Source organism: Microcella sp. (genome assembly GCF_051860105.1).
Classification (GTDB): Bacteria; Actinomycetota; Actinomycetes; order Actinomycetales; family Microbacteriaceae; genus Microcella.
Window position 1 is genome coordinate 1 of the sequence record NZ_JBHYEO010000018.1, and the last position, 15,532, is coordinate 15,532.

The following is a 15,532-nucleotide window of genomic DNA, read 5'->3' on the forward strand; positions in this document are numbered from 1 at the left end:
CGGCCTGACGGGTGAGAACCTCGTCGAGCTGCTCGAGATGCGTCTCGACGCGCTCGTGCTGCGCTCGGGCTTCGCCCGCACCACCGCGCAGGCGCGCCAGATGGTCGTGCACCGCCACATCATGGTCGACGGTCAGCTCGTCGACCGCCCCTCGTTCCGCGTCAAGCCGGGTCAGCTGATCCACGTCAAGCCGCGCTCCGAGGGCACCGAGCCGTTCCAGGTGGCGGCCGCCGGCGGTCACGTCGACGTGCTCCCGAAGGTTCCGGCCTACCTCGAGGTCGAGCTCGACAAGCTCCAGTCGCGCCTCGTGCGTCGCCCGAAGCGCGCCGAGGTTCCCGTGACCTGCGAAGTGCAGCTCGTCGTCGAGTACTACGCGGCCCGCTAGGCACGCGCACTACGCTCCGACGAACGGGGGCCCGGCATCGCGCCGGGCCCCCGTTCGCGTGCGCCCGCTAGGCTGAGAGCACTGTCCACCACACCCGACTTCTCACGAGGGAGCACTCATGAAGAACGCCGCCTGGCTCATCGTCGGCATCGCGCTCGGCTTCGTCGCCGCCCACCAGGTCTCGAAGACCCCGCAGGGCAAGCAGTTCTTCGACGACGTCGACTCCAAGGCCCGCGAGTTCGGCTCCGCCGTCGTCGATGGCTACAAGCAGCGCGAAGCCGAGCTGCGCGCCGCCGTCGCCGAGGCCGAAGACACCATCGCCGACCTCACCAGCCGCCTCAAGTAGCCGGTGGGGCTCCGCGCCCCGCCCCCCGTAGACCCAGGACGCCACAGCCCCTCATGCAGACCGCCGACATCCAGCGCCGGTGGCTCGAGTTCTTCGGAACCCGCGGTCACACGGTCGTGCCCTCCGCCTCCCTCGTCAGCGACGACCCCACGCTGCTCTTCACCGTCGCGGGCATGGTGCCCTTCGTGCCCTACCTCACGGGTGTCGTGCCCGCACCGTACCCGCGGGCGACGAGCGTGCAGAAGTGCATCCGGACGAACGACATCGAGGAGGTCGGCAAGACGCCGCGCCACGGCACGTTCTTCCAGATGAACGGCAACTTCTCGTTCGGCGACTACTTCAAGGAGGGCGCGATCGGCTACGCCTGGGAGCTGCTCACCACCGCGCAGAGCGACGGCGGCCTGGGCTTCCAGGAGAAGGACCTCTGGGTCACGGTCTACAAGGACGACGACGAGGCGATCGCGCTCTGGAAGAAGATCGCGGGCCTCCCGGAGGAGCGCATCCAGCGCCTCGACATGGACACCAACTACTGGTCGACCGGCCAGCCCGGCCCCGCCGGCCCGTGCTCGGAGATCTTCTTCGACCGCGGCCCCGCCTACGGCGTCGACGGCGGACCGGCGACCGATGACGATCGCTACGTGGAGATCTGGAACCTCGTCTTCATGCAGTACCTGCGCGGCGAGGGCACGGGCAAGAACGACTTCGAGATCCTCGGCGAGCTGCCGAACAAGAACATCGACACCGGCATGGGCATGGAGCGCGTCGCGTTCCTGACGCAGGGCGTCGAGAACATGTACGAGATCGACCAGGTGCGCCCCGTTCTGGATGCCGCGGCGGCCATGTCGGGGCGCCGCTACGGTGCCGACCACGACGATGACGTGCGCATGCGCGTCATCGCCGACCACGTGCGCTCGAGCCTCATGCTCATGACCGACGGTGTCGCCCCCGGCAACGAGGGGCGGGGCTACATCCTGCGCCGCCTGCTGCGGCGGAGCATCCGCGCGATGCGCCTGCTCGGAGTCGATGCACCGAGCTTCGAGGTGCTGTTCGCCGCCTCGCGCGACGCGATGAGCTCGGCCTACCCCGAGATCACCGAGCACTACGACCGCGTGTCGCGGATCGCGCTGGGCGAGGAGGAGGCGTTCCTCCGCACGCTCGCGGCCGGCACGACCATCCTCGACCTGGCGGTCGCCGAGACGACGGCCGCCGGAGCGTCGACGCTGCCCGGCGACACGGTCTTCCAGCTGCACGACACCTTCGGGTTCCCCCTCGACCTCACGCTCGAGATGGCGGAGGAGAACGGGCTCACGGTCGACCGCGCCGAGTTCGACCGGCTCATGGCCGAGCAGCGCACGCGCGCCAAGGCCGACGCGAAGTCGAAGAAGGGCGCCCTCGCCGACCTCAGCGTCTACGGCGAGTTCCGCGCCGCGGGCGAGACCGCCTTCCTCGGGTACGACGAGCTGCAGGCCGAGACGACCGTGCTCGGGATCCTCGTCGGCGGGCAGAGCGTGCCCGTCGCGCACGCGGGTGACATCGCCGAGGTGATCCTCGCCGAGACGACGCTCTACGCCGAGTCGGGTGGTCAAGACAGCGACGAGGGCGCCATCGTCGGCAACGGGTTCGACCTCGAGGTGCTCGACGTGCAGAAGCCCGTCAAGGGGCTCATCAGCCACACCGTGCAGGTGCGCTCGGGCGAGGTGCACGTCGGCGACGCCGCGACGACGCAGGTCGACCCCGTGTACCGCCGGTCGGCGACCCAGGCACACTCGGCCACGCACGTCATCCACGCCGCGCTGCGGCAGACGCTCGGCCATGACGCCCACCAGTCGGGGTCGTACAACAAGGCCGGTTACATGCGCCTCGACTTCAGCTGGAACCAGGCTCTGAGCCCCGCGACCCGCAGCGAGATCGAGGAGATCAGCAACATCGCGGTGCGCGACAACCTCCCCGTCTCGACCCGTGTCATGGCGCTCGATGAGGCGAAGTCGCTCGGCGCGATGGCGCTGTTCGGCGAGAAGTACGGCGACACCGTGCGCGTCGTCGACATCGGCGGCCCGTGGTCGCGCGAGCTCTGCGCGGGCACGCACGTCGGCGCGTCCGCCGAGATCGGCATGATCAGCCTCGTGAGCGAATCGTCGGTCGGCTCGACCAACCGCCGTGTCGAGGCGCTCGTGGGCCTCGAGGCGTTCCGCGAGTTCGCGGCCGAGCGCGCGCTCGTGCAGCAGCTCACGAGCAGCCTCAAGACGCCGCGCGACCAGCTCGCCGAGCGCATCGCCGACCTGAGCGCGCAGCTCAAGGCCGCCGAGAAGACCATCGCCCAGTACGAGTCGGCACGGCTCACCGAGCGCGTCCCCGCGCTCGTCGCGGCGGCCTCCCCGCTCGGTGCGTACACCGTGGTCGCGGAGAACCTCGGCACGCTCGGATCGGCGGACGATGTTCGGATGCTCGCCACGAGCGTGCGCGGCCGCCTGACCGAGACCGCCGCGGTCGTCGTGCTCGCCGCCGAGGTCGCGGGCAAGGCGACCGTCATCGTCGCGACGACCGCGTCGGCCCGCGATGCCGGGGCGAAGGCAGGAGCGCTCGCGCGCGCCGCCTCGGGCGTGCTCGGCGGTGGTGGCGGCGGTAAGGACGACCTCGCCCAGGGCGGGGGCGCCGACCCGTCGGCGATCCCCGCGGCGATCGAGGCCGTGCTCGCGGAGCTGCGGCGCTGACCGTGCGCACCGGCGTGCGGCTCGGCATCGACGTGGGCCGGGCCCGCGTCGGCGTGGCGCGCAGCGACCCGCACGGCATGCTCGCGACCCCGGTCGAGACGCTCGCCCGGCGCGAGGAGCCCGTCGCGGGCATCCGTCATCTCGTCGAGGAGCACGACGCCATCGAGGTGATCGTCGGCCTGCCGCTGTCGCTGAGCGGGACCGAGACCGCGTCGACCGCCGACTCGCGCGATGTGGCCGAGCAGCTGGCGGCCGAGCTCGACGTGCCCGTGCGCCTCGTCGATGAGCGGCTCACCACCGTGAGCGCCGCGCGCGGTCTGCGAGATGCCGGCCGCACCGCCAAGAACTCCCGGTCCGTGGTCGACCAAGCGGCCGCTGTTATCCTGCTCCAGCACGCCCTCGACCTCGAGCGCTCGACCGGGAACCCGCCCGGCGCGCTCGTCGAGCCGCACGAAGGACGACCGACCGCGTGACCGAGACCGATCCCTGGGACGACATCTTCCGCTCGCAGCCCAGCGGTGAGCCCAGCCCCACGACGACGGCCTCCAGCGACGACGCGCCGCCGACCAGCCGTCGCGCCGCACGGGAGAGCGCGGGGCGTCGAGGCGGACGCGGTCGCGGACCCTCGAACGGCGCTCCGAGCCGACGGCGCCGCTGGCCGTGGGTCGTGCTCGGAATCCTCGCCCTGCTGCTCGGAATCGGTGCGGGGGGCGCTTGGTACGTCTGGACGAACTACGAGTCGCAGGTGCGCGAGCTATTGGGATGGGAGCTGCCCAACGACTTCGAGGGCACGGGCAACGGCGCGGAGGTGCTCGTCACCATCTACGCGGGTGAGATCGGCGCCGATGTCGCGACCTCGCTCGTCGAGCAGGGTGTCACCAAGACGTTCGATGCGTTCTACGACCTGCTGCTCGCGGACGACTCGATCGCGTTCATCCCGGGCACGTACCGACTGGAGGAGGAGATGTCGGCCCAGTCGGCGCTGGATGCTCTTCTCGACCCGGCCAACAAGGTCGAGCTGAGCGCCACCGTGCGCGAGGGGCTGCGCGCCGGCGAGGTCATCGAGGCGCTCTCGGCCGGCACCGGCATCCCGCTCGCCGACTACGAAGCGGCCATCGCCGACCCCTCGATCTACGGGGTGCCCGACATCGCGCCGAACATCGAGGGCTACCTGTTCCCGGCGACCTACACGTTCGAGCCCGGCACCACCGCAGAAGACCACATCCGCACGCTGGTCGATGAGATGTTCTCGCGCCTCGACGCCGCTGGCGTGGCGGTGGACGACCGCCACACCGTGCTGACGAAAGCCTCGCTGATCCAGCGCGAAGCACGACTGCCCGACGACTTCTACCGCGTCTCGCGGGTGATCGAGAATCGACTCGCGGGCGGATGGCGACTCGAGTTCGACTCGGCCACCCAGTACGGTGCCGGCGAGACGGGGTCGGTTTGGTCGAGCGGAGACGCGCTCGATGCCGACAACCCCTACAACACCTACGCCATCGAGGGACTGCCGATCGGTCCGATCGCGGCTCCGGGCGACCTCGCAATCGATGCCGTCCTGAACCCCGCCGAGGGGCCGTGGTTCTACTTCGTGACGATCGATCTGGCGACCGGGGAGACGAAGTTCTCCGAGACCCTCGCCGAGCACGAGCAGGGGGTCGCCCAGCTGCGCGCCTGGTGCCGGGCGAGCGAGGAGAACGCTGTCTACTGTGAGTAGGAGACGGCTCGCCGTGCTCGGGCACCCCGTCGAGCACTCCCTGTCACCCCTGCTGCACTCCGCGGCCTACCGCCATCTCGGGCTCGACTGGGTCTACGACCGGCATGACGTGCGCGAGCACGAGCTGCAGGGCTTCGTCGACGGCCTCGACCGCTCGTGGCTCGGGCTCTCGGCGACGATGCCGCTCAAGGAGGAGCTGTACCGCCTTGCCGACGAGTGGGACGACGCCGTGGCGCTCACCGGCGCGGCGAACACGCTCCTGCTCGCCGACGATGGGCGCCGCATCGCGCGCAACACCGATGTCGCGGGTATCGAGCGATCGCTGCGCGACGCCGGGCTCGAGAGTGCGCACCATGCCGTCATCGCGGGAGCGGGCGCGACGGCGCGCTCGGTGCTCGTCGCCCTCGACGGGCTCGGCGTTCGCAGCGTCACCGTCGCCGTGCGGGAGCCGGCGCGCACGGGGGCGATCACCGCGCTCGCCGATGAGCTGGGGCTCGAGCTCGATGCCGTGCGGCTCGCCGACCTCGAGCACGTGGTGGAGGGTGCCGAGGTGGTCGCCTGGACGCTCCCCAACGGGGTCGCGCTGCGCCAGGAGCTGCCCTTCGACGCCCGGACGACGGCCGTCGCGCTCGACGTGACCTACCACCCGTGGCCCGGACCGCTCGCGGCGCAGTGGCTCGCGGTCGGCGGGCGCGTCGCCTCCGGTCGCGACATGCTGCTGCACCAGGCCGTTCGCCAGGTGCGCTTCTTCGTCTCCGGCCAGACGGATTCGCCGCTCGGCGATGAGGCGGGAGTCGAGGCCGCGATGCGGGCGGCGCTCGACGACGCCTGAGGTCTCTCCCGGCATCCTGCCCCGGCCGGTCGTGGGAGGATGGAGGCATGCTGCGCTGGTTGACCGCCGGGGAATCCCACGGCCCTGAATTGATCGCCGTGCTCGAGGGGATGCCCGCGGGCGTGCCCGTGCTGCGCGAGGCCATCCAGGCCGATATGCAGCGCCGCAAGCTCGGCTACGGGCGCGGTGCCCGCATGAAGTTCGAGCAGGACGCGCTGACGATCTCGGGCGGCGTGCGCCACGGTGTGAGCATGGGCAGCCCCATTGCGCTGCGCATCGGCAACACCGAGTGGCCCAAGTGGACGACCATCATGAGCGCCGACCCCGTCGACCCGGCCGAGCTCACCGGCGCGCGTGGAGCGCCCCTCACGAGGCCGCGACCCGGGCACGCCGATCTCGTCGGCATGCAGAAGTACGGTTTCGACGAGTCGCGGCCCGTGCTCGAGCGGGCGAGCGCCCGGGAGACCGCGGCGCGCGTGGCCCTCGGCGCGGTGGCCCGCTCGTTCCTGAACGAGCTCGGCATCCGGCTCGTCGCCCACACGCTCGCGATCGGGCCCGTGCGCGTGCCCGACGACGCCCCGCTGCCCCTTCCCGACGACGTCGACCGGCTCGACGCCGATCCGCTGCGATGCCTGCACGCGGAGACCAGCGCGGCGATGGTCGCCGAGGTCGACGCGGCGCACAAGGAGGGCGACACGCTCGGCGGTGTCGTCGAGGTTCTCGCCTACGGCGTGCCCCCGGGACTCGGCTCGTACGTGCACTGGGACCGCCGGCTCGATGCGAAGCTCGCCGCCGCGCTCATGGGCATCCAGGCCATCAAGGGCGTCGAGGTCGGCGACGGCTTCGAGACCACGCGCCGCCGCGGATCGGCCGCGCATGACGAGCTCGTCGTCGATGACGGCCTCATCGAGCGGCTGAGCGATCGCGCGGGCGGCACCGAGGGCGGCATGAGCACCGGCACGGTGCTGCGCGTGCGCGCGGGCATGAAGCCCATCGCGACCGTGCCGCACGCGCTGCGCACTGTCGACACCTCGACGGGTGAAGCCGCCGCTGCTCATCACCAGCGATCCGACGTGTGCGCGGTGCCCGCGGCGGGCGTCGTGGCCGAAGCCATGGTCGCGCTCGTGCTCGCCGAAGCCGTGCTCGAGAAGTTCGGAGGCGACTCGATCGCCGAGACCCGGCGCAACCTCGAGGGCTACCTCGCGGCGATCCCCGCGACGCTCACGACGGCGGTCTCCGACGGCCGTGGCTGACGCCGAGGCTCCGGCGACGGGCCCCGGCCCGCTCGTGGTGCTCATCGGCCCGCCGGCCGCCGGAAAGTCGCGGGTCGGCAAGCGCCTCGGGCGCATTCTCGAGGCCCCGTACATCGACACCGATCGGCAGATCGTCGACGCGCACGGGCCGATCCCCGAGATCTTCTCGACCCAGGGCGAGGCGGCCTTCCGCAGCCTCGAGGCCGCGGCGGTGGCGGATGCCCTTCGCCAGCCGGGCGCGGTCGTCGCGCTCGGCGGGGGCGCCGTCATGACCCCGAGCGTGGCCGCGGCCCTCGAGGGCCGGCCCGTGGTGCTGCTCACGATCACGCCCGAGGCGGCCGCCGAGCGCCTCGACCCCGACACCCGTCCGCTCGTGCGCGACGGCATCGGCGCCTGGGTCGACCTCGTCGCGCGCCGTATGCCGACCTACACGGCCCTCGCCGCCGCGACGTGGGACACCTCGTCGCGCCCCATCGACCACATCGCTGAAGAGATCGCCGAGTGGGCGCGCGAGCGCGCCGATGCGGCCGGAGGATCATGACCGATACGACCGTCATCCCCGTCACCGGAGCCTCGCCCTACGAGGTGCGCGTTGGTCGTGGGCTGCTCGACGACCTCGCCGCCGTTCTGCCGCCGGCGGCCGCGAAGGTGCTCGTCATCCACGCGCCTCCGCTCGCCGCGCAGGCCGAAGCGCTGCGCGAGCGGCTCGCGGGCCGCGTCGAGGTGCTGCTCGCCGAGGTGCCCGACGCCGAGGGCGCGAAGCGCATCGAGGTCGCCGCGTTCTGCTGGCAGATCATGGGCCAGACCGACTTCACGCGCACGGATGCCGTGGTCGGCCTGGGCGGGGGAGCCACGACCGACCTCGCCGGCTTCGTCGCCGCGACGTGGCTGCGCGGCATCGCGGTCGTGCAGGTGCCCACGACCGTGCTCGGCATGGTCGACGCCGCCGTGGGCGGCAAGACCGGAATTAACACGGCCGAGGGCAAGAACCTGGTCGGCGCCTTCTGGGCCCCCTCCGCGGTGCTCGTCGACCTCGATCTGCTCGCCGACCTGCCGCAGAACGAGATCCTGGCCGGGTTCGCCGAGGTCGTGAAGTGCGGCTTCATCGCCGACCCCGTCATCCTCGAGCTGCTCGAGGCCGACGTGAGCGTCGCGACCGACCGCGAGAGCCCGGTCTTCCGCGACCTGATCGAGCGCAGCATCCGGGTGAAGGCGGCCGTCGTGAGCGACGACTTCACCGAGCAGGGGCGGCGCGAGATCCTCAACTACGGCCACACCCTCGGCCACGCGATCGAGCACGCGGAGCGCTACCGCTGGCGGCACGGCGCGGCGATCGCGATCGGCATGGTCTTCGCCGCCGAGCTCTCGCACCTCGCGGGCTCGCTGCCGGCCGAGCAGGTCGATCGCACGCGGCGCATCCTCGCCTCGCTCACCCTCCCGACCGGCTACCCGCTCGGCCGCTGGAAGACCCTGCTCGCCACCATGCAGCGCGACAAGAAGGCCCGCGCCGGCATGCTGCGATTCATCGTGCTCGATGATGTGGCGCGCCCGCGCGTGCTGAACGGCACCGACGAGTCGATGCTCTTCGCCGCCTACCAGGAGGTGGGGGAGTGAGCTCCCGCGCCGGTAGGGTGACGCCATGACCGCCGTCACCCGCGTGCTCGTGCTCAACGGGCCCAACCTCAACCGCCTCGGCACGCGCGAGCCGACGATCTACGGCACCGCGACGCTCGACGAGCTGCGGGCCGAGCTGGGCGCCGCGGCCGAGGGCGTCGAGATCGACCTGCGGCAGTCGAACGACGAGGCCGAGCTCATCGGCTGGCTGCATGAGGCGGTGGATGCCCGCACGCCGGTCATCCTGAACCCCGCGGCCTTCACGCACTACAGCTACGCCCTGCGCGACGCGGTCGCCCTCGTGACCGAGGCGGGCATCCCCGTGATCGAAGTGCACCTGTCGAACCCGCACGCGCGCGAGGAGTTCCGGCACACGAGCGTCATCTCGGGCGTCGCGACCGGCGTGATCGCGGGCTTCGGCTTCGGGTCGTACCGCCTCGCGCTCGACCACCTGCTGCGCCGCTCGTAGGGGCGCGCTCGCGGCGGTCGACTAGACTTTCGCGGCGGCGCGCTCGCGCGTGCCGATTCTCCCTGCTTCTCACCGGAACGGAACTCTGACACTCATGGCGACCACGAACGACATCAAGAACGGCAGCGTGCTCAATCTCGACGGGCAGCTCTGGAACGTCATCGAGTTCCAGCACGTCAAGCCGGGCAAGGGCGGAGCGTTCGTGCGCACCAAGATGCGCAACGTCATGAGCGGCAAGGTCGTCGACAAGACCTTCAACGCCGGCACCAAGGTCGACTTCGCGACCGTCGACCGCCGCGACTACCAGTACCTGTACCAGGACGGCACCGACTACGTCTTCATGGACACGACCGACTACGAGCAGGTGACCGTGCCCGCCTCGGTCGTCGGCGATGCCGCCAACTTCATGCTCGAGAACCAGATCGTCACGATCGCGATGAACGAGGGGGCGCCCCTCTACCTCGACCTTCCCGCCTCGGTGGTGCTCGAGGTCACGTACACCGAGCCGGGCCTGCAGGGCGACCGCTCGACGGGCGGCACCAAGCCCGCGACCGTCGAGACCGGCTACGAGATCCAGGTGCCGCTGTTCCTCGAGACCGGCACCAAGGTCAAGGTCGACACGCGTACCGGTGACTACCTGGGCCGCGTCAGCGAGTAGTGAGCGCCCGCAGCAAAGCTCGCAAGCGGGCTCTCGACATGCTCTACATCGCCGATGTTCGGCAGGTGCCGATCGTCGAGATCCTCGCTGAAGAGGCCCGACGCGCAGCGGCCGCCCCGCAGCGCGCGTCGAGCTGGCCGTACGCCGAGCAGATCGTGCGCGGCGTCGACGAGTCGCGCCACGAGATCGACGCGCTCATCGAGCAGCACGCCCTCGGCTGGACCCTCGCCCGCATGCCCGTCGTCGACCGTGCGATCCTGCGGATGGCCACGTGGGAGCTGCGGGACAACCCCGAGATCCCGACCGCCGTGGCGATCGCCGAGGCCATGGAGCTCGCGAGCGTGCTGTCGACCGACGACAGTGCGCCCTTCGTGAACGGCGTGCTCGGCTCGATCGCGGAGGACGTCCGGGCCTGAGCATCGGGCGGTGATCGCCCCTGTGTGACGTTCTGTTGCACTCCGTGTCGTCGCGTGTCGGGCGGGTTTGCCGCCTGCCGGGAGCCGCTCCTACGGTGGCGTCATGCCTTCCGTCTCGAGCACGTTCGTCACCGCATCCCCGGCTCTGCCGGTGTCGCTGCGCGGTGTCGGCCGCACCTTCCCCGCCGCGCGCGGCGGCGAGGAGCGCATCGTGTTGCGCGACATCCAGCTTGAGATCGCCCCCGGCGAGATCGTCGCGTTGCTCGGCCCCTCCGGTTGCGGCAAGTCGACGCTCTTGCGTCAGATCAGCGGCCTCGACCGCCCCACCGCCGGCACGCTGACGATCGATCGCACGCCCGTCGCGCCGGCTGATCAGCGTTCTGCCGTCGCGTTCCAGGAGCCCCGGTTGCTTCCGTGGCGCACGGTCGCGCGCAACGTCGAGCTCGGACTGCCGCGCGGCGTCGACCGCCGGCAGGGCGCAGAGCGCGTCGCCGAGCTGCTCGAGCTCGTGCAGCTGTCGCACGCGGCCGACCTCAAGCCGCGGGAAATCTCGGGAGGCATGGCCCAGCGTGTGTCGCTCGCCCGGGCCCTCGCCCGCGGGCCGGGTGTGCTGCTGCTGGACGAGCCCTTCGGGGCCCTGGATGCCCTGACCCGGTTGACGATGCAGGATCTGCTCGTCGACATCCACCGGGCCGAACCGGCCACGATCGTGCTCGTCACGCACGATGTCGATGAGGCGCTCGCCCTCGCCGACCGCATCGTGCTGCTCGGCACCCGGCGCGACCGGCCCGGCGCCACGATCAGCATGATCCTCGATGTGCCGGGGGCGCGACCGCGCGACCGCGCCTCGGTCGTGCTCACGCGCCTGCGCGCGAAGCTGCTCGACGCACTCGGCGTGCCGAGCCACCACAGCGGATAGCCGCCCTCGACCGCACCACCCACCACCCTGCTCCACCCCGACCCGGTCGACCGACCGGCAACCGAAAGGCCATCATGAGCACCCGCACCCGTCTGACCCTGCTGACCGCGACCGTCGCCGTGGCCGCCATGGCCATGACCGGCTGCGTCGCGGGTGAGGGTACCGCTGCACCCGAGCCGACCGAGGGAGCCGAGTGGAGCGACACGACGCTGACGCTCGACTTCGCGACCTACAACCCGCTGAGCCTCATCATCAAGGACCAGGGCTGGCTCGAGGCCGAACTCGGCGACGAGGTCGCCGTCGAGTGGGTGCAGTCGGCTGGCTCGAACAAGGCCAACGAGGCCCTGCGCGCGGGCGCCATCGACGTCGGCTCGACCGCCGGCTCCGCGGCGCTGCTCGCCCGCTCGAACGGCAGCCCCATCCAGGTGATCAGCATCTACACGCAGCCGAACTGGGCCGCGATCGCCGTGCCGACCGGGAGCGACATCACCGAGGTCGCCGACCTCGCCGGCCGCACGGTCGCCGCGACGAAGGGCACCGACCCGTACTTCTTCCTTCTCCAGGCGCTGGCTGAGGCGGGTCTCGGGCTCGACGACATCAGCCTGCAGAACCTGCAGCACGCCGATGGCAAGACGGCGCTCGAGACCGGTGCGGTCGACGCGTGGTCGGGCCTCGACCCGCTGCTCTCGACGTCGGTCTACAACGGTGCCGCCGAGATCATCTACGACAATGTCGACTTCAACTCCTACGGCTTCCTCAACGCGACCGAGGAGTTCATTGCCACCAACCCCGACCTCGCGCAGCTCGTGGTGAACGCCTACGAAAAGGCCCGCGTCTGGGCGCTCGAGAACCCGGAGGAGACCGCGGCGATCCTCGCCGAGGTGGCCGGCATCGACATCGCGATCGCCGAGGCGACCATCGCCCGCACGGTCATCGACATCGACAGCGTTCCCGGCCAGACGCAGCGCGACGTGCTCGAGATCATCGGCCCGATCTTCGTCGAGAGCGGCGATGTGCCGAACCAGCAGCTCATTGACGACGCGCTCGACGCGCTGTTCAACGACACCTTCGCCCTCGCGGCCGACCCGAACGCGATCGCCTGAGCATGAGCTTCGATGAACGCGGCGGCGTTCCCGTCCGGCGCCCCTCCACCGAGGGGCGCCGTTCGGCGTCGCTCTTCCAGTTCGTGAGCAGCTTCGGCTATTCCGCCTCCGGAACCGCGATCTCCGAGTCCTCGCGCTCGAGGGCGACGCTCGGGACCGTGCTGCTCGGGCTCGTCGTGCCGGTGCTGCTCCTCACGACGTGGTGGATCGCCGCCGAGTCGCCGTCGGTTCCCGACTACCTGCTGCCCTCGCCGCCGCAGGTCGTGCTCGCGGCCGTCGAGCTCGCGCAGACCGGTCAGCTCACGACCTACGTGCTCATCTCGGTGCAGCGCGTGCTCATCGGGTTCGCGATCGGCTCATCCATCGGGCTCGCCCTGGGCGCGCTCGTGGGGCTGTCACCGCTCGCGTCGAAGCTGCTCAACCCGATGCTCGGAGCACTGCGGGCCGTGCCGTCCCTCGCCTGGCTGCCGCTCCTCGTGATCCTCATGGGCATCTTCGAGCCGCCGAAAATCACTCTCATCGCCATCGGCGCCGCCTTCCCGGTCTTCACGACCGTCGCCGGAGCCCTGCGCCACGTCGACCCTCACCTCGTCGAGGCCGGCCGTGCCTTCGGGCTCACACGGTTCCGGCTGCTCACCGCGGTGCAACTGCCGGCCGTCGTGCCCTCCGTCGTCTCCGGCCTGCGGCTCGCGCTCGCGCAGTCGTGGCTGTTCCTGGTGGCTGCGGAACTGGCCGGTTCGTCGATGGGTCTCGGGTTCCTGCTCATCGACTCGCAGAACAACGGGCGCATCGACCGATTGTTCCTCGCGATCATCCTGCTCGGCGTGCTCGGCAAGACCACCGATGCGCTCGTCGGGCTCGGCGAGCGCGCCCTGCTCAAGCGCTGGGGGTGATGCCGGTAGACTGAGCGCGTTCGACGTCCTTTAAGCACCGTCCTGTGAGGCGGGGAAGGAGGTCAGAGTGGCCGCACGCACCGTGCTGCACGACGCTGACATCACGCGCGCTCTGCGCCGCATCGCCCACGAAGTGCTCGAGAGCCGGCGCGGCGACGGTCGGCTCGTCTTCCTCGGCATCCCGACCCGGGGCGCGACGCTTGCCGACCGCATCCAGCGCATCGTCGACCAGATCGAGCCAGGGGTCTCGAACGCCGGCGCGCTCGACATCACGCTCTACCGCGATGATCTCGCGCGCACTCCCACCCGTACCCCCGCGCCGACGCGCATCCCCGCCGAGGGCATCGACGATGCGATCGTCGTGCTCGTCGACGACGTGCTCTACTCGGGCCGCACCATTCGCGCGGCGCTCGATGCGCTCGTCGACCACGGGCGGCCGCGCGTCGTGCGGCTCGCCGTGCTCGTCGATCGCGGGCACCGCGAGCTGCCGATCCGCGCCGACTTCGTCGGCAAGAACCTGCCCTCCGCCACGAGCGAGCGCGTCGCGGTTCGTCTCACCGAGGTCGACGGCATCGACGAGGTGACGATCGAGCCATGAGGCACCTTCTGAGCGCGCGCGACCTCGATCGCGAGACGGCCATCCGCATCCTCGACGTCGCGGAGGACATGGCGCAGACCGCCGACCGCGAGGTGCGCAAGCTGCCCCCGCTGCGCGGCAAGACCGTCGTCAACCTGTTCTTCGAAGACTCGACGCGCACGCGGCTCTCGTTCGAGTCGGCCGCCAAGCGTCTGAGCGCCGACGTCATCACCTTCAGCGCCAAGGGTTCGAGCGTGTCGAAGGGCGAGAGCCTCAAAGACACGGCGCAGACCCTTGCGGCCATGGGCGCCGATGCGATCGTCGTGCGCCATCACGACTCGGGTGCCGCGCATCAGCTCGCCCACGCCGGCTGGATCGATGCCGCGATCATCAATGCGGGCGATGGCACCCATGAGCACCCCACCCAGGCGCTCCTCGACGCCTTCACCATCCGCGCGCGGCGGTTCGGCGACGATGCGCGCGGCCGCGACCTCGCCGGCCTGCGCGTCGCGATCGTCGGCGACATCCTGCACTCGCGCGTCGCTCGATCGAACGTCTGGCTGCTGACGACGCTCGGCGCCGAGGTGCACCTCGTGGCCCCGCGCACGCTCCTGCCGCACGGCGTCGCGCAGTGGCCCGTGACGGTGCATGAGCACCTCGACAACGCGCTCGCGTCGGCTCCGGATGCGGTCATGATGCTGCGCATCCAGAGCGAGCGCATGCGTGATGCGTTCTTCCCGAGCGCCCGCGAGTACGCGCGCGTGTGGGGTCTCACGGCCGAGCGGTTCGCCGTGCTCGGCCCCGATACGATGGTGATGCACCCCGGCCCGATGAATCGGGGACTGGAGATCTCGTCCGCTGCCGCCGACTCCGACAGGTCGACGGTGCTCGCTCAAGTCACGAACGGGGTGTCGATCCGCATGGCCGTGCTCTACCTGCTCGTCGCGGGATCCACCGGCTCGCCCGAGGCAACGGGGGGCGAAGGATGACCGGCCTCCTGATCCGCGGCGCCGCCCTCCTCGGCGCGCACGTCGACGACATCCGCATCCGCGACGGTCTCATCGCCGCCCGCGGCTCGCTCTCGCCCGAGACGGACGAGCGCGTGATCGACGCCCGCGGGCTCGTCGCCCTGCCCGGCCTCGTCGACCTGCACACCCATCTGCGCGAGCCCGGGGGAGAGGCCAGCGAGACGGTGCTCACGGGCACCCGTGCGGCGGCCGCTGGAGGGTTCACGGCCGTGCACGCCATGGCGAACACCTCGCCCGTCGCCGACACCGCAGGCGTCGTGGAGCAGGTGCAGCGGCTCGGCGAGCGCCACGGCTACGCCGAGGTGCGTCCCGTCGGCGCCGTGACGCTCGGCCTCGGGGGCGAGCAGCTCGCCGAGATCGGCGCGATGGCACGGTCGACCGCGCGCGTCCGGGTCTTCAGCGACGACGGGCACTGCGTGCACGACCCGCTGCTCATGCGTCGCGCCCTCGAGTACGTGGCCACCTTCGACGGTGTCGTGGCCCAGCACGCTCAGGAGCCGCGCCTCACCGTCGGAGCCCAGATGAACGAGGGCGTGCTCTCGGGCGAGCTCGGGCTCGCCGGCTGGCCTGCCGTGGCGGAGGAGGCGATCATCGCGCGCGACGTGCTCCTC

18 protein-coding genes are annotated in these 15,532 nt (G+C 71.1%); all 18 read left to right on the forward strand.

The features are described from left to right. Positions 1 to 385 (forward strand): 30S ribosomal protein S4 (rpsD, locus tag ACTIE9_RS10140; protein WP_439565456.1); only part of this gene is annotated, 385 nt, incomplete at its 5' end. Between the two features lie 118 nt (positions 386 to 503). Continuing rightward, positions 504 to 731: a hypothetical protein gene (locus ACTIE9_RS10145; RefSeq protein ID WP_439565457.1), complete on the forward strand. Its 228-nt coding sequence runs from the start codon at positions 504 to 506 to the stop codon at positions 729 to 731. Between the two features lie 53 nt (positions 732 to 784). Next, a complete protein-coding gene (alaS, locus tag ACTIE9_RS10150; RefSeq protein WP_439565458.1) occupies positions 785 to 3,442 on the forward strand; it encodes an alanine--tRNA ligase in 2,658 nt (885 codons plus the stop codon). Positions 3,443 to 3,444: 2 nt separating this feature from the next. Further along, positions 3,445 to 3,915, forward strand: a complete 471-nt coding sequence (ruvX, locus tag ACTIE9_RS10155) for a Holliday junction resolvase RuvX (RefSeq protein WP_439565459.1) — start codon at positions 3,445 to 3,447, stop codon at positions 3,913 to 3,915. Then, positions 3,912 to 5,159, forward strand: a complete 1,248-nt coding sequence (gene mltG, locus ACTIE9_RS10160) for an endolytic transglycosylase MltG (RefSeq protein ID WP_439565460.1) — start codon at positions 3,912 to 3,914, stop codon at positions 5,157 to 5,159. Before ruvX ends, mltG begins: the two co-directional genes overlap by 4 nt. Beyond that, positions 5,152 to 5,991: a shikimate dehydrogenase gene (locus tag ACTIE9_RS10165; RefSeq protein WP_439565461.1), complete on the forward strand. Its 840-nt coding sequence runs from the start codon at positions 5,152 to 5,154 to the stop codon at positions 5,989 to 5,991. Before mltG ends, ACTIE9_RS10165 begins: the two co-directional genes overlap by 8 nt. Positions 5,992 to 6,038: 47 nt before the next feature. Beyond that, positions 6,039 to 7,244, forward strand: coding sequence for a chorismate synthase (gene aroC, locus ACTIE9_RS10170; RefSeq protein WP_439565462.1), 1,206 nt, complete (start codon positions 6,039 to 6,041; stop codon positions 7,242 to 7,244). Beyond that, on the forward strand, positions 7,237 to 7,785 hold the full coding sequence (locus tag ACTIE9_RS10175; RefSeq protein WP_439565463.1) for a shikimate kinase: 549 nt from the start codon (positions 7,237 to 7,239) through the stop codon (positions 7,783 to 7,785). The genes aroC and ACTIE9_RS10175 overlap by 8 nt, the downstream gene beginning before the upstream one ends. Next, the gene (gene aroB, locus ACTIE9_RS10180; protein ID WP_439565464.1) at positions 7,782 to 8,858 is read left to right on the forward strand and encodes a 3-dehydroquinate synthase; all 1,077 of its coding nucleotides are present in this window, start codon (positions 7,782 to 7,784) and stop codon (positions 8,856 to 8,858) included. The genes ACTIE9_RS10175 and aroB overlap by 4 nt, the downstream gene beginning before the upstream one ends. Before the next feature lie 25 nt (positions 8,859 to 8,883). Beyond that, positions 8,884 to 9,327, forward strand: coding sequence for a type II 3-dehydroquinate dehydratase (gene aroQ, locus ACTIE9_RS10185; protein ID WP_439565465.1), 444 nt, complete (start codon positions 8,884 to 8,886; stop codon positions 9,325 to 9,327). 94 nt (positions 9,328 to 9,421) lie between these two features. Then, complete coding sequence (efp, locus tag ACTIE9_RS10190) at positions 9,422 to 9,985, forward strand: elongation factor P (protein ID WP_439565466.1); 564 nt, start codon at positions 9,422 to 9,424, stop codon at positions 9,983 to 9,985. Then, positions 9,985 to 10,401: a transcription antitermination factor NusB gene (gene nusB, locus ACTIE9_RS10195; protein ID WP_439565467.1), complete on the forward strand. Its 417-nt coding sequence runs from the start codon at positions 9,985 to 9,987 to the stop codon at positions 10,399 to 10,401. Before efp ends, nusB begins: the two co-directional genes overlap by 1 nt. 103 nt (positions 10,402 to 10,504) lie before the next feature. Next, on the forward strand, positions 10,505 to 11,320 hold the full coding sequence (locus ACTIE9_RS10200) for an ABC transporter ATP-binding protein (RefSeq protein WP_439565468.1): 816 nt from the start codon (positions 10,505 to 10,507) through the stop codon (positions 11,318 to 11,320). Between the two features lie 74 nt (positions 11,321 to 11,394). After that, positions 11,395 to 12,423 carry an aliphatic sulfonate ABC transporter substrate-binding protein gene (locus ACTIE9_RS10205; RefSeq protein WP_439565469.1) on the forward strand — a complete coding sequence of 343 codons (1,029 nt, stop codon included), beginning with the start codon at positions 11,395 to 11,397 and terminating at the stop codon, positions 12,421 to 12,423. Between the two features lie 2 nt (positions 12,424 to 12,425). Then, positions 12,426 to 13,316: an ABC transporter permease gene (locus ACTIE9_RS10210; RefSeq protein WP_439565470.1), complete on the forward strand. Its 891-nt coding sequence runs from the start codon at positions 12,426 to 12,428 to the stop codon at positions 13,314 to 13,316. A 67-nt stretch (positions 13,317 to 13,383) separates the two neighbouring features. After that, a complete protein-coding gene (gene pyrR, locus ACTIE9_RS10215; RefSeq protein ID WP_439565471.1) occupies positions 13,384 to 13,914 on the forward strand; it encodes a bifunctional pyr operon transcriptional regulator/uracil phosphoribosyltransferase PyrR in 531 nt (176 codons plus the stop codon). Beyond that, positions 13,911 to 14,882: an aspartate carbamoyltransferase catalytic subunit gene (locus ACTIE9_RS10220; protein WP_439565472.1), complete on the forward strand. Its 972-nt coding sequence runs from the start codon at positions 13,911 to 13,913 to the stop codon at positions 14,880 to 14,882. The genes pyrR and ACTIE9_RS10220 overlap by 4 nt, the downstream gene beginning before the upstream one ends. Further along, positions 14,879 to 15,532, forward strand: a 654-nt coding sequence (locus tag ACTIE9_RS10225) for an amidohydrolase family protein (protein ID WP_439565473.1), incomplete at its 3' end; no start/stop codon positions are given. The genes ACTIE9_RS10220 and ACTIE9_RS10225, both read left to right, overlap by 4 nt.